This is a genomic window from Pseudoduganella rivuli, assembly GCF_009674485.1.
In the GTDB taxonomy this organism is placed as follows: Bacteria; Pseudomonadota; Gammaproteobacteria; order Burkholderiales; family Burkholderiaceae_D; genus Rugamonas; species Rugamonas rivuli_B.
Genome location: NZ_WKJJ01000006.1, coordinates 1 through 14,230 on the forward strand (window position 1 = coordinate 1; position 14,230 = coordinate 14,230).

At 63.3% G+C, this 14,230-nt stretch carries 11 protein-coding genes and 1 pseudogene; 4 read left to right on the top strand and 8 right to left on the bottom strand.

Annotated features, from left to right (window positions below; genetic code table 11):
* The 3 genes and pseudogenes from GJ700_RS10590 to ppa all read right to left on the bottom strand — a co-directional run.
* Positions 1-1,009 (bottom strand): DUF6531 domain-containing protein (locus tag GJ700_RS10590; RefSeq protein WP_229506925.1); only part of this gene is annotated, 1,009 nt, incomplete at its 3' end.
* Positions 1,010-1,213: 204 nt separating this feature from the next.
* Positions 1,214-1,919 (bottom strand): annotated as a pseudogene (locus GJ700_RS10595) (hypothetical protein).
* A gap of 274 nt (positions 1,920-2,193) precedes the next feature.
* Complete coding sequence (gene ppa / locus GJ700_RS10600) at positions 2,194-2,733, bottom strand: inorganic diphosphatase (protein WP_154373475.1); 540 nt, start codon at positions 2,731-2,733, stop codon at positions 2,194-2,196.
* Between the two features lie 257 nt (positions 2,734-2,990).
* On the opposite strand from ppa, the gene GJ700_RS10605 reads away from it, so the two are divergent.
* Positions 2,991-4,892 carry a TOL_0244 family TonB-dependent receptor gene (locus GJ700_RS10605; protein WP_195763853.1) on the top strand — a complete coding sequence of 634 codons (1,902 nt, stop codon included), beginning with the start codon at positions 2,991-2,993 and terminating at the stop codon, positions 4,890-4,892.
* Positions 4,893-5,018: 126 nt separating this feature from the next.
* On the opposite strand, the gene GJ700_RS10610 is transcribed toward GJ700_RS10605, so the two are convergent.
* From GJ700_RS10610 to hemC, 4 genes are read right to left on the bottom strand one after another with little or no spacing between them, the layout of a single operon-like run.
* Positions 5,019-6,215 carry a heme biosynthesis HemY N-terminal domain-containing protein gene (locus GJ700_RS10610; RefSeq protein ID WP_154373479.1) on the bottom strand — a complete coding sequence of 399 codons (1,197 nt, stop codon included), beginning with the start codon at positions 6,213-6,215 and terminating at the stop codon, positions 5,019-5,021.
* On the bottom strand, positions 6,216-7,418 hold the full coding sequence (locus GJ700_RS10615) for a uroporphyrinogen-III C-methyltransferase (protein ID WP_154373481.1): 1,203 nt from the start codon (positions 7,416-7,418) through the stop codon (positions 6,216-6,218).
* Entirely contained in the window at positions 7,415-8,188 is a 774-nt protein-coding gene (locus GJ700_RS10620; RefSeq protein ID WP_154373483.1) for a uroporphyrinogen-III synthase, read from the bottom strand. The genes GJ700_RS10615 and GJ700_RS10620 overlap by 4 nt, the downstream gene beginning before the upstream one ends.
* A 23-nt stretch (positions 8,189-8,211) precedes the next feature.
* Positions 8,212-9,210, bottom strand: coding sequence for a hydroxymethylbilane synthase (hemC, locus tag GJ700_RS10625; RefSeq protein WP_154373485.1), 999 nt, complete (start codon positions 9,208-9,210; stop codon positions 8,212-8,214).
* Positions 9,211-9,412: 202 nt separating this feature from the next.
* Between hemC and ppc the strand changes: the two genes are divergently transcribed.
* The 3 genes from ppc (at position 9,413) to GJ700_RS10640 (ending at position 13,013) form a co-directional block, all read left to right on the top strand.
* Positions 9,413-12,223 carry a phosphoenolpyruvate carboxylase gene (ppc, locus tag GJ700_RS10630; protein WP_154374045.1) on the top strand — a complete coding sequence of 937 codons (2,811 nt, stop codon included), beginning with the start codon at positions 9,413-9,415 and terminating at the stop codon, positions 12,221-12,223.
* A 186-nt stretch (positions 12,224-12,409) separates the two neighbouring features.
* Complete coding sequence (locus GJ700_RS10635; protein WP_154373487.1) at positions 12,410-12,724, top strand: type II toxin-antitoxin system RelE/ParE family toxin; 315 nt, start codon at positions 12,410-12,412, stop codon at positions 12,722-12,724.
* Positions 12,708-13,013 carry an addiction module antidote protein gene (locus GJ700_RS10640; protein WP_154373489.1) on the top strand — a complete coding sequence of 102 codons (306 nt, stop codon included), beginning with the start codon at positions 12,708-12,710 and terminating at the stop codon, positions 13,011-13,013. Before GJ700_RS10635 ends, GJ700_RS10640 begins: the two co-directional genes overlap by 17 nt.
* Before the next feature lie 50 nt (positions 13,014-13,063).
* Here GJ700_RS10640 and GJ700_RS10645 read toward each other — a convergent pair whose 3' ends face one another.
* On the bottom strand, positions 13,064-14,044 hold the full coding sequence (locus GJ700_RS10645) for an alpha/beta hydrolase (RefSeq protein WP_154373491.1): 981 nt from the start codon (positions 14,042-14,044) through the stop codon (positions 13,064-13,066).
* Positions 14,045-14,230: the final 186 nt, after the last annotated feature.

A 14,230-nucleotide genomic window follows, 5' to 3' on the forward strand; every position in this document is an offset into this window, starting at 1 on the left:
TGCCGACCAGGCGGCCCTGCCCGTTATAGGCCAGTTGCAGCGACTGGCCGAAGCTGTTGGCAACACCGGTCAACAGATAAGCCGGCGTGCCGCTGTCCATTGCCACCCAGCTGTAGGCCAACGCCAGTGTGCGGCCGTTGCGGTAGCGGATTTCCGTCAGGCGGCCATTGCCATCGTAGATTTCAGTATCGCCCGATGGCAGCTGCAAACTGAATTGTGTCAGTTCCGTCCCGTTGCGCGTGGCGCTCAGGCGCGCCTTGACATCGGCATCCGCCACCCAGGTGACACCGTTGTCGCTGGATGAGAAAAAGTAGCCATAGCCATCCGGATTGACAATGCTGGCGGTATAAGCACCCGCCGCTTCCGGCATGCCGCCCCAAGGACCTGACCAGCGGCCAGCGCCACCCGGATAAGCGGTCCACGTGTAGCTGGCAAGCTGATTGGGGTTGTATTGATACAGCAACAGCTTCTTGGCATAGCCATGCCGCCAGCCGGCGTTCAACGCCCCCTGGTCGCCGACCAGTTTATTGGAGTAATAGCGCGTGAATTCCAGCCCTGTCGGCGCAACATAGTCCCGCTCGACCTGGATTTTTTCGCCGTTGGCGAATTTGACCGGGTTGCCCACGCAGTCGCATACCGGAGGCTTTTCGCCTGCGACATAGCATTTTTTGGCGGGGTCATAACTGCCGGGTGTCTCGGTGTCCGCACAGGCCGAAACGTGTTTCACGATGCCCATATACAGCGGTACCGTGCCATATTCCGGGTGGCTCGCTGTCTGATATACCTTGCAGTAAATACTGTTGTTATCAAGGTGATGCAGGCCCAGCGTGTCGCGGCAGGCATAGTCCGCTGCCGCGGTCATATCGCCATGAATCACCGGCCCGATGGCCCACCAGCCGCTGACGGGCGGACGCCAATCGTTCTGCGCCAGGGCGGTGGAGCAGAGGCAGATGCATAAGCCCGCCGCGTACAACACCCGTGAGAGTGCGAAGTAAATGAGGCGTGACATAAATTCCCGTGAAAATAATTCCTTACGGCAACTTATCATCCCTTACATCAATACATACTCTCGAATTCTCACTTTTCCCGGCTTGTTACAAATTCGCGATGGCGAAGTGTCAGAATCGGCATAGGGGCAGCCAGTATCACCAGTTGGTCCCCTGCCACGCCACCCGGCATGCGGGTCCGCACCGGGCGGTTCGAGAAGTTGAGGTCAAGACAGGCGAAGTACACCCAGTCGATCGAAATACGCAATCGTGAATACGCTGTTGAGCAGCATCCCACTGTTGCGCCACCAGCGACGGCTATTGGCAGCCACCTGCCTGGCGGTCGAGAGCGGCGCACCCAGATTCAGCAATTCCCGATACATGCTGGTCACGTGCTTCCAGTGCCTGAGCTGAATCGCCCGCAGCCGGTGACGCAGCCATTCATCGAGTTTCTGCCAAATCTTCGGGGTTCGCTCCACGACAACGCCGTGATCCATGATGCCGCTGTTCAGATAGGCACGAATCAGCCGGATCACTCCGGATCAGGCGATCCGTCACCGTCGGAATGCCAAGCTCACGCTCGCCACCGTCCGGCGTCGGGATCGTCACCCGACGCACCGGGCTGGGCCGGTACGTCCCCGACAGCAGTTGTTCACGTATGCCCGGCCACGCGGAAGCCTGATGACGCGATGTCTGGTCAATATCCAGACCATCGATGCCTGCCGCCCCCTTGTTGGCACGGACACGCTTGAACGCCCACCGCGGGTTCACTGTTGTCAGCGCCGCAGCAAGCAGCGCTGACCCTGTGTTTCCGGTGGCATGTCGCGGGCAGCTTGCTTCGTCGCTGGAGGCATCGAACAGGGCTTCACCTTGCCCTATGGCCTCCCGCCCCGCCGAGGCAGGCATCTGACGCATGGCTTGCTGCATCGACATATCGGATTCACTCCTCTTTGACCACAAGAACTTCGCGGTTTCTGGCCCGCTCGCCCTGATCGACAGCACCTTCTATGCGATTCTTGTCCATCGGCTCTTGATTTACGATTCACGCTTCCTTCCCACGGTCAGTTACCCTTCCGCAGTTGCGCTTCACTTCGCTCGCTGTGGTCAGCTCGCGGCGGGACTTGCACCCGCAGGAGTGCGCCCTTGCTGGGCGCACCAAAAAAAAACGCACCAGGCGGTGCGTTTTGCAGAATAGCATGGCGGTAAATTACGCCTGCTGATCCTTGTTGTAGTTGGCCACGCCATTGAGGATTTCCTGCTTCGCCTCTTCCGGACCGAACCAGCCCTGCACCTTGACCCACTTGCCTGGCTCCAGGTCCTTGTAGTGCTCGAAGAAGTGCTGGATTTGCTGCAGGCGCAGGTCTTGCAGGTCTTCCGGCTTTTGCCAGTGCTTGTAGATCGGCAGCACTTTGTCGACCGGTACGGCCAGCACTTTCGCGTCTTCGCCGGATTCGTCCGTCATTTTCAGCACGCCGATGGCGCGGCAACGCACCACCACGCCCGGGATCAGCGGGAACGGGGTGATGACCAGCACGTCAACCGGGTCGCCGTCGTCGGACAGCGTGTTTGGCACGTAACCATAGTTGCATGGGTAGTGCATCGCGGTGCCCATGAAGCGGTCGACGAAGATCGCGCCCGACTCCTTGTCCACTTCGTACTTGATCGGATCGGCATTCATCGGGATTTCGATAATGACGTTGAAATCGTTCGGCACGTCTTTACCGGCCGGTACTTTATTCAGGCTCATGTTTTTCCTTGATGGGATTGCGTATGAAAAGTCTAACCGCAACATTATAGCGAACTGCAGGTGGCCTGTCGCCGCCACACTGCCGCCACGGCCTGTGCCGATGAGCAACACCCCTCTCCCGGGCCGTCCGCAGGCGCCGGCGCCACATGCTAAGATGACCACATTGCCGCCCTTGCATCCGGGCGCCGGTCCGTGAGCCTGCTTGGGAAACCTTTATGACTAATGCAGTGCAGCCAGCACCACCTTGCCGCCGCGTAATGACTTTAATTTTCGCGGCAGTGCTATCTCCGGCCTGCGCACAGGACTTGCAATCCACCAGTTTCATCGACCTGTCGCTGGAAGAACTCAGCGAATTCCGCGTCACGTCGGTTTCCCGGAAGGAGGAACGGCTGGCGGACACGGCGGCATCAGTCTATGTGATTACCGGCGACATGTTGCGGCGCGCCGGCATCCACACGCTGCCCGAGGCGCTGCGGCTGGCTCCCAACTTGCAGGTGGCGCAAACCACGTCATTCCAGTACGCGATTTCCGCCCGCGGCCACAACGACATCACCTCCAACAAGCTGCTGGTCATGATCGATGGCCGAACTGTCTTTACCCCCTTGTATTCGGGCGTATTCTGGGATGCGCACGACGTGATGATCGCCGACGTCGACCGCATCGAAGTCATCAGCGGCCCCGCAGGCGTGGTGTGGGGCACCAATGCCGTCAATGGCGTCATCAACATCATCATGAAGCCGGCCGATGCGCTGCGCGGCGACCTGGCCCAGTTCGCCACCGGACGCAGCGGCAACAGCGCCGCATGGCGCCACGGCGGCACAATCGGTAATGAAAACAACACAGGCGGCATCGCCTATGCCGTCTACGGCAAGGTGGACAGCGGCAAGCGCACCGAGCGCGCCAGCGGCGCCGACAACCCGGATGAATACGGCCATGGCCAGGTCGGCTTCCGCGCCGGCTGGCACAGCGGCGGCGACCACTACAGCGTACAGGGCGATGCGTACCGCAGTTCCGGCGAACAGGCGCCCCCCGTGCGGGCCCGCCTCACGGGCGGCAACCTGATGGCGCGCTGGGACCACGCGATGGCCGATGGCGCCAGCCTGCGTGTGCAAGGCTATGCCGACCGTACCACGCGCGACATGCCCGGCATCCTGAACGAGCAATTGAATATCTACGACGTCGACGTGCAATACCACCTGCCAGAGCGGCAGGACCGCGACACCATCATTGGCGGCGGCTACCGCATTGCCTATGACCACGTCGGGCCGAATGGCACGCTGGCGTTCCTGCCGGCGCAACGCCAGCTGTACTGGGCCAACCTGGTGGTCCAGCACGAAATGCGCTGGCAGTCCGGCTGGCGCGTGACGGGCGGCTTGCGCGCGGAATCGAATAATTACAGCGGCCTGGAATGGCTGCCCAGCGTGAAGGTAGCCTGGGCGCCGCGCGATGGCGCGCTGTGGTGGGCGACACTGGCGCGCAATGTGCGGGCGCCGTCGCGCATCGATGCGGAAGTCTATTTCCCGTCGCGTCCCCCTTACCGCCTGGTCGGCGGCCCGAACTTCCGCGCCGAAGTCGCCAATACCGTGGAAACCGGCTGGCGCGCCCGCGTGGGCCAGTCGCTGTCCTGGTCGCTGGTCGGCTTCCATACGCAATACCAGCGCCTGCGCAGCGTCGATATGCAAGGCAGCACCTTCGTGATCGGCAACCAGGTGCATGGATTCACGCAGGGGATCGAAGCGCAGGCAATGTGGATGCCCCAGCCCGGCTGGACTTTCGAAGCGGGCGCCCTGCTGCTGCACGAGGAATTCAAGGGCGGGTTGCGGCCGCAGACGCGGCAAGGCAGCGATCCGGCCCACCAGTTGCGCGCCAGCGTACGCTGGCACGCGCTCGAGCAGCATGACGTGCAACTGACGTTGCGTGAAGTGGGCCGGCTGCCGCCGGCAGTGTCGTCCAACCCGCTGACGGCGTCACCGGTGCCGTCTTATGCCCTGGCGGATTTGCAGTGGACGTGGCGCCCGCAGCGCAACGTCGACGTGACGGTGGCCGCGCGCAACCTGTTTGACCGGCGCCACCGCGAATTCGGCGGGCTGGCCAATCCGCCGCAGAATACCGTGATGCTGGGACGGGTGGTGGACGCGGTGCTGACCATACGGTTTTGAGTAATCCGTACGCTCACCAACCGTAGGGCGGCTTTTACAAAGCCGCCTGCTTGCGCCTCGTTGACGCACGCATGGCGGCTTCCGCTGCGCGGAAACCGCCCTACGGTATTACGATTGTGGTATCAGTTACAGCAGCGTGGCCAGCGCGCACTGGCGATAGTGATTGGCGGCCTCTTCCGGCTGCTGCAACGCTTCATGCAATTGCGCCAGCTTCAGGTGCGATTCACGCACCATGCGCGGTTCCGACGCATCGGACAGCGCCTGTTCCAGGTAGCGCTGCGCCTTGCCCCACAACTTCTGCTTGAGGCACAGCGAGCCCAGCGTCAGCGCCAGTTCGGCATCCGTCGGGCGCTCCTGCATCCACTTTTCGCAATGTTCGATCTGCGTCAGCAGCGCTTGGGAACCGGCCGGTGCGGCCGCGTCGCGGTAGGCGCGGATCACGCGCTCATCCCAGTTCGACGCCAGCGCGTCTTCCACCACCACGCGCGCCTGGTCATGCAAGCCGCGTTCATTCATGGCGCCGGCCGCGCGGCACGCAACGAATGCCTTGGTGCGATCGCCCGACGGGATGGTCGACCAGACGCGCAGGATCGATTCCGCATCGTGCGAACCATCCGACAGCAAGTCCTGGTACGCCAGTTCGCGCAGGCGCGCCGACAGTGCCGGGTGCAGCGCCTTGTGCTTGTCCAGCGAGCGCACCAGGCGCAGCACTTCCGGCCAGTTCTTTGCCTGCTGCTGCGCCTTCAGCGACCATTGCAGCGCGTGAATATGGCGGGTGCCGGAGGCATTCAATTCGCGCACGGCTTCCAGCGCCGCTTCCGGCTGGTGGTCGTCGACCAGCAATTCCGTCATCGTCATCAGGCGCGCCGTCTTCATCGAGGAATCGGCGGCAATCGTCGCCAGCCAGTTGTCGCGGCGCTGGTTCTGGCGCATGCGGTGCGCGGCGCGGGCGCCGATCAGCGCCGCCACACCCGCGTTTTCCGGCAATTCGGACGCACGCAGTGCCGCCTTCTCGGCATGGCCGAACCGGCCTTCGAACAGGGCTTTCAGCGCATCGCGCAAGCCCTTGTTGCCGTCACGCTCACGCTTGCGCTGGCGGTAGGCGGCGACGCGTTCCGGCATTTGCATGGTGCTGCGGAAGGCGCCCAGCAGCAGGTACAGCAACGCGAACAGCGCCGCCAGCAACAGCAGGAACAGGTTCAGCGACAGGTCGACGCGGTACGGCGGATAAAACAGCACCACGTTGCCCGGATTGAAGCGGGCCGTCACGGCGATGCCGATGGCGGCAGCCATCAGCGCGAGTAACCAGAGGAATAAGCGCATTTACGGTTTCGCCTTGTAATTGCGGACGGCGTTCAGGCTGTCGGCCAATGTCGGCATTTCAATCGCCAGGTTACTGTTCTGCACCTGGCGCAACAGCGCCTGCACCGATTGCGTGGCCTTGGCGCGGGTATCGAAATAGCGCGCCAGCGCCTCCTGCGCGGCAATCAAGTCGCTGCGGAACGCCGCTTCATTGCGCGACAACAGCGCCATGCGGGCATTCAGCAGGCGCAATTTCAAATTCTCGCGCAGGAAGTACGCCTGGGTCGGCGACAGCATCAGCGCATCCGGCGTTTCCACGCTGCGTACGCGGATCAGCTGGCGCACGTCGGTCCACATCTCGGTGCTCCACTCGTCCCACACATCGCGCACCTGCCCCAGCCACGGCGAGCTTTGCTCGGCAGGCGGCGCTTCCTTGGCGCCCTTCGCGCCTTTCGCGGCCGGTTTTACCGGCGCCTTGGCTTTGCGGTCCGGTTGTGCCGGCAAGGTCGGTTTTTCATCGGCCAGCATCGGCAGCGTGTCCACTTGCGCCATCACGTTATCGAGGCGCACGGCCAGGCCCACCGTATCGACGCTCGGCAATGCCTTGAGCTTTTCCGTGTCCTTCGCGATCGCGCGGCGGATCGTGATGAATTGGGGCTTGTCCGAACGGGACAGGCTGCGGTCCGCATTTTGCAGCGCGATCAGCGCGCCCGGCACGTTGCCGGCCAGTTGCAATTGCTGGCTGGCCGTCGACAGCACTTGTTCGATTTCCGCCAGCGCCCACTCGTCGCGGTTCTTCGACAAGTCCTGGTACAGCTGTTCCAGCGCCAGTTGCTGGCTTTGCGCTTCGACCTGCTTGTTTTCCAGCATGGCGACCTTGATCTGCAATTCCTTCGTGCCTTCCTGCACGCTGCGCACCACCTTGCCCGTGTCGGCCGTGACGGTGTCGCCCTGCTGCAGGCGGCGCGCCATTTCTTCGCGCAGCTTGCGCACCTGGTTGTGTGACGACCAGGTCTGCGCAGCCAGCAATACGCCCAGCGCGATCACGGCGATCACCAGCGGACGCTGCATCTCGTTTTTCACAGAAGGCGCTGGGGGCGCCGGCGGTGTCGGCGGCGGCGTCATCGACGCGGCAGCTTGCGGCGCGGCATTGTCCGCGCCCGGCTTGGCCGCGGGTTGTGCGGACTCCGTTGCGGAGTCTGGAATAGTAGGCAAATCGTTCATGGGCGTGATTGTAACGCGGCGAGCAGGCGTTCGTCGCCTGAACCTGTCTGCGTTATAGAGTGAAATCCCAGCAAAGTTGCCGTTTCGGCAATCCTGGCATGGGGGACGATCAATTCTTGTTGTTGCAAAATTGCAACGAGTGCGTCGCTGTCCGGCAACTGCCGCACCAGCCCGACCAGCCCGCGCAGCGCTTCCGAACTGGTGATCAGCCATGTGGCGCCACCGCTCAACAGTGACGTCAGTTGCCGCGCCAGCGCGGCGGTCAGCGCCGGCACCTGGCGCCGGTAGGCGGCCACCACGGTGACGTCGGCGCCGGCGGCGCGGAAGGCGTCACCCATCAGCTCGCGCCCGCTTTCGCCGCGCACGATCAGGACGCGTGCGCCATGCAGCGCCTGCAAGTCCATCGCGGCCAATAAGTGTTCGGTATCGCTGTGGGCGCTGTCGGCCGGCATGTGGATGCGCGCGGTGGCGTCGGTCACGCCATGCGCGGCCAGCGCCAGCTTGCTGCCCTCGCCCACCACGGCCACGGCCACGCCAGCCGGCCATGCGGGAATGTGGGCAAACGCGGCGTCGATCGCGTTGGGCGACACGAACGCCACCAGGTCGAATTGCGCCAGCCGCGCCAGCACGGCCTGCAACGGCGCGCTGTCAGGCAGCGGCGCGATTTCCAGCAACGGCAGAATCGCCACCGGCAGGCCGAGCGCGGCCACGCGCGCAGCCAGCGGCTGCGCCTGCGCTAAAGGACGGGTAATGACGACGGGGCCGGGCATCCGTACGGTGGAAGTGCGCGAACTCAGGCGCCTGGCGCCTGGTTCGGCGCTTGATTGGGCGAATGCTCGGCCGCCGCCGCTTCCGCCAGGCACACGGACAGGATATCGACCGCATCCTGCTGGCGCAGCAATTCAGACACTTGCACGCCCAGGTCTTCCGCGGTGGCGGCAGGGCCGCGCACTTCCGCGCTGGCCATGCGCTTGCCGTCCGGCGTGGCGACCATGGCGCGCAAATGCATGGCATCGCCATCGACGGTGGCGAAGGCCGCCAGCGGCACCTGGCAGCTGCCGCCGAACACTTTCGACACCTTGCGTTCGGCCGCCACCGCCTGCGCGGTCGGCACGTGGTTCAGCGGCGCCAGGATCGCCATCAAGTCCAGGCCATCGTTACGCTGGGCAATTTCAATGGCCATCGCGCCCTGCCCTGCGGCCGGCAGGCTGGACTCCGGCTCCAGCAGCGAACGGATGCGCTGCGGCAAGCCCAGGCGTTTCAACCCGGCCGCGGCCAGGATGATGGCCGCGTAATCGCCACGGTCCAGTTTGCCCAGGCGGGTATCGAGGTTGCCGCGCAGCGGCTTGATGACCAGGTGCGGATAGCGGGCCGCAATCAGCGACTGGCGGCGCAGGCTGCTGGTGCCGACCACCGCGCCGGCCGGCAAGTCGCCGAGCGACGCGTAATCGTTGGACACGAAGGCATCGCGCGGATCTTCGCGCTCCAATACGGCCGCCAAGGTAAAGCCTTCCGGCAATTCCATCGGCACGTCTTTCAGCGAATGCACGGCCAGGTCGGCGCGGCCTTCCGCCATCGCCACTTCCAGTTCCTTGACGAACAATCCCTTGCCGCCCACCTTGGACAAAGCGCGGTCCAGAATCTGGTCGCCCCGCGTAGTCATACCGAGGATTTGAATATCACACTGCGGATATAATTCAGATAAGCGCGCGCGCACATGCTCCGCCTGCCACATGGCAAGGCGGCTTTCGCGCGAAGCGATGATGAGTTTGGATGGGACCTGGGAAGCCATTTCGGAAGTATTCAAAACCGGATCTTTCGCGATAGTGTGGTGATAGGGCAGCTATCACATTCTGCAGACGTGCCTGAGACCACAAATTTTAGCACGCGCCATCCAATACAGAACCGGGGCTTACCCAGCTTCGCACCGTTATTCAACATACTTTGTGGCTTATACAAGGGTGACACCAGTGAGTGCAACGAACGATGTGGCAATGAATCCGGCGGGCGTGGACAAGGACGCTCCCCTGAAAGAAGATATCCGCCTGCTGGGACGCCTGCTGGGCGACGTGTTGCGGGAACAGGAAGGCGAGGAAGTGTTCTCCGTGGTGGAAACCATCCGCCAGACCGCCGTGCGGTTCCGCCGTGAAGCCGATGCCGGCGCCGCCAAGGAACTGGACGGCATGCTGAAGATCCTGACGCGCGACCAGACGATTTCCGTGGTGCGGGCGTTTTCGTATTTCTCGCACCTGGCCAATATCGCGGAAGACCAGCACCATATCCGCCGCCGCCGCGCGCACTTGCTGGCCGGCTCGAAGCCGCAGCAGGGTTCCGTCTCGTTCGCGCTGGACAAGCTGCACAAGGCCGGCGTGGAAGAATCGGCCGTGGCCGGCTTCTTCAAGGATGCGCTGATCTCACCCGTGCTGACGGCGCATCCGACGGAAGTGCAGCGCAAATCCATCCTCGACGCGGAACATGACATCGCCCGCCTGCTGGCCGAGCGCGACTTGCCGCTGACGCCGAAAGAGCGCGCCGCCAACATGCACCTGCTGCGCGCCAAGGTGTCGACGCTGTGGCAAACCCGCATGCTGCGCTATACCAAGCTGACGGTGGCCGATGAAATCGAAAACGCGCTGTCGTACTACCGCATCACGTTCCTGCGCGAATTGCCGGCCATGTATGACGACATCGAGTCCGACATCGCGCTGCAATACGGGCACGAAGAGTCGCCCGTCCCGATTGCCGCATCGTATATGCAGATGGGCAGCTGGATCGGCGGCGACCGCGACGGCAACCCGAACGTCAACGCCGCCACCATGCGCCACGCGCTGGCGCGCCAGGCCGCCACCATCCTCGACTTTTACCTGGACGAGACCCATACACTGGGCGCGGAGCTGTCGATTTCCACGCTGATGGTCCAGTGCACGCCGGAACTGCAGGCGCTGGCCGACGCCTCGCCCGACCAGACCGACCACCGCGCCGACGAACCGTACCGCCGCGCGCTGATCGGCGTCTATGCACGGCTGGCCGGCACGGCGCGCGAACTGGGCGCCACCAATATCCTGCGCAAGGAAGTCGGCCACGCGGAACCGTATGCCAGCCCGGCCGAATTTGCCGCGGATTTACAAGTGCTGATCGATTCGCTGAACGCCAACCACGCGGGCGTGATGGTCAAGCCGCGCCTGGCGACGCTGAAGCGCGCGGCCGATATCTTCGGCTTCCACCTGGCGTCGCTGGACATGCGCCAGTCGTCCGACATCCATGAACGCGTGCTGTCCGAACTGTTTGCCCGCGCCGGTGTCGTCGACGATTACGCGTCGATGGAGGAAGACGAGAAGGTCAAATTGCTGCTGGCCGAACTGGCGCAACCACGCCTGCTGTATTCGCCGTACATCGATTATTCGGAACAGACGGTCTCGGAACTGGCGATCCTGTCCGCGGCACGCGATATCCGCCAGCGCTACGGCACGCGCGCCATCCGCAACTACATCATTTCGCACACGGAAACCGTGTCGGACTTGCTGGAAGTACTGGTGCTGCAACAGGAAAGCGGCCTGCTGCGCCGGACCAAAGATGGCGCGGCGCACCTCGACCTGATGGTGATCCCGCTGTTTGAGACCATCCCCGACCTGCAGCGCGCGGCCGGCATCATGGAAAGCATGATGGCGATTCCGCTGGTGCGCCAGCTGATCCGCCAGCAAGGCGAAGAGCAGGAAGTCATGCTGGGCTATTCGGACTCCAACAAGGATGGCGGCTTCCTGACGTCGAACTGGGAACTGTACAAGGCGGAAGTGCGGCTGGTGGAAGTGTTTGCGCAGGCGGGCGTGAAACTGCGCCTGTTCCATGGCCGCGGCGGCACCGTGGGCCGTGGCGGCGGTCCTTCGTATGAAGCGATCCTGGCGCAGCCGAAAGGCACCGTGAATGGCCAGATCCGCCTGACCGAGCAGGGCGAAATCATCGCGTCGAAATTCTCCAACGCGGAAATCGGCCGCCGCAACCTGGAATTGCTGGTGGCGGCCACCCTGGAAGCGAGCCTGCTGCCGCCGCCGTCGGATACGGCGCAAGCGGCGCAACTGGCCGGCTTCGAATCCGTGATGGCGGACATTTCCGACCGCGCCTACCGCGCCTACCGGGATCTCGTCTATGAAACCCCGGGCTTCACGGATTACTTCTTTGCCGCCACGCCGATCGCGGAAATCGCGGAACTGAACCTCGGTTCGCGTCCCGCCTCGCGCAAGGCCACGCGCCGCATCGAAGACTTGCGGGCGATTCCCTGGGGCTTCTCGTGGGGCCAGTGCCGCCTGCTGTTGCCGGGCTGGTATGGCTTCGGCAGCGCCATCGGCGGCTGGGTACGGGGCAGTGGCAATGAGGGCGACCGCGACGAACGGCTGGCGCAACTGCGCGACATGTACCAGCACTGGCCTTTCTTTGCCACCCTGCTGTCGAACATGGACATGGTGCTGGCCAAGACTGATCTCGCCATCGGCTCACGCTACTCGCAACTGGTGCAGGACGACGAACTGCGCACCCGCATCTTCAAGCGCATCACGCAGGAACATGCCGACACGCTGGCATGCCTGCAAGCGATCACCGGCAATACCGAGCGCCTGGCCGGCAACCCGCTGCTGGCCCGTTCCATGCAAAACCGCTTCGCCTACCTCGACCCGCTCAACCACTTGCAGGTGGAACTGATCAAACGCCACCGCTCCGTGGCGCATGAACCGGGCAAGGTGGACCCGCGCGTGCACCGGGGGATTCACTTGTCGATCAATGGCGTGGCTGCGGGGTTGCGCAATACCGGGTAATGTCGGGTTAAGCTAGTCATCCAGAGACGCCTGGCCGCAATGCCAGGCGTTTGACCTTCCGCCAATCCGCGGAACTTCGCTCTTCCCAACTGGTCTAAATGTTCAATGAACGTTGTCACGTTACGCGTGGCCGCGTTCTTGCGCAACGGTATCCCATAGGATACACTAACCAGCGAGGGGCGAGGTATGGAAGTTTTCACGACTGAGCTGTTCGACACATGGTTCGGCAAACTGAAAGATCGTCGCGCCGCATTGCGCATCCAGGCACGAATAGATCGAGCTGAAGATGGCAACTTTGGAGATCACCATGCAGTCGGCAAAGGAGTCTCTGAAATGCGGATCGACTACGGGCCGGGTTATCGAATTTATTACACGATGCGGGGCAGAAAGCTGGTGATTTTGCTGGCAGGCGGCGACAAGGCTACACAATCCAGTGATATCAAGGCCGCGCAAGCGCTGGCGGATAGCCTGCGGGGAGGTGGAAATGGCACTAAAACTTAAGAAATGGGATAGCGCGGAGCATCTCCGAACTGACGAGGACGTGGTGCTTTATCTCGAAGCCTGCCTGGAAGAGGCTGGCGACGACGTAGCATTCATTACAAAGGCAATCGGCAACATTGCGCGTGCACGCGGCATGGCGCAGCTTGCTTCCGACACGGGTCTGGGCCGGGAGAGCTTGTACAAAGCCCTGTCCGGCGAGGGAAACCCGAGTTTCGCGACCATACTGAAAGTCGTGCAAGCACTCGGCATGCGGTTTCATGTGACGGCAGCTGGCCAGCATACGATCTAATCCGTTTGTGCAAACAGCCCGCCACGCAGGCTGTTTGCATGTTCCACAGCTCAGGCCGCTATCCTCCCCCACCCCGTCTGCCCCGCAATAAACGCCATGATCCGCTGCGACGCCGCGGCAGCCTGCGGCAGCAGCGGAATCGCCTGGAACACGTGCGGCATGTGTTCCCATATTTCCAGTTGCACCGGCACACCGGCCGCATGGGCGCTTTCCGCCACCCGCACGCTGTCGTCACGCAGCATTTCAATGCCGCCGGCCTGGATCAGCATCGGCGGCAAGCCCGTGAAGTCCGCGAACAGCGGCGACGCGGACGGGTCGAAATAGCTTTCCGGCTTCACGTACAGGCTGCGGATCGTCATCATGCCTTCGATGGTGAACATCGGGTCGCAATGGGCGTTGTAACGCAGGCTGGCGCCACTCAAGGTGGCGTCGACGAAGGGCGACAGCAGTACCGCGCAACGCGGCATCGGTTCGCCCGCCGCCTTGATGCGGTGCAGGGTCGCCAGCGCCAGGTTGCCGCCCGCCGAATCGCCTGCCAGCACGATGTCTTCGGCGCGGTAGCCCTGCGCCAGCAGCCAGCGGTAGGCCGCATGGCAATCGTCCGGCGCGGCGGGGAACGGGTGTTCCGGCGCGAGACGGTATTGCACCATCAGCGCCCGCGCGCCCAGCTCGCGGCACCAATTCCCCACCAGCGCGCCATGCGAATGGGGGAAGCGGAACATGAACGCGCCGCCGTGCAGGTACAGCAGCACGCGCTGCGGCTGGTTGCCTGGCGTTTCCAGCCATTCGGCCGGCACGCCGCCGCAATCAACGCGCGTGCGGTGCAAGCCTTGCGGCAAGCGGTTGACGCGCGCGTCGACGTGCAGCTGGCGCGCGCGCAGGCGCGGCACGTCCGGGTTCAGTGAAATCATGCGCCGGGTCAGCAGGCGCAACGTGAGGTGCAGCCAGAAACGGCGCCAGCGCCCACCGTGGTGGGTAATGGCGCGCGTGTACGGCGTGACCGCTTGCAGTTCGGCGGCCGACTGCATCATGCGGCTCCGGCGCTGCGCTTGCGGGCAGGCGCCCTGTCGTTATTCCCGCTCTCCTGGCATAGGCTGTCGGTGCCAGACAGTTGTTCCATTTTTTGTTATTCCCTTCGTCATGGTAGTAAGTGGCACCCCAAACGGAATATTCAGACTTAGCCGCTTGACGGCGCCCGATCAGATGATCGTGCGCCG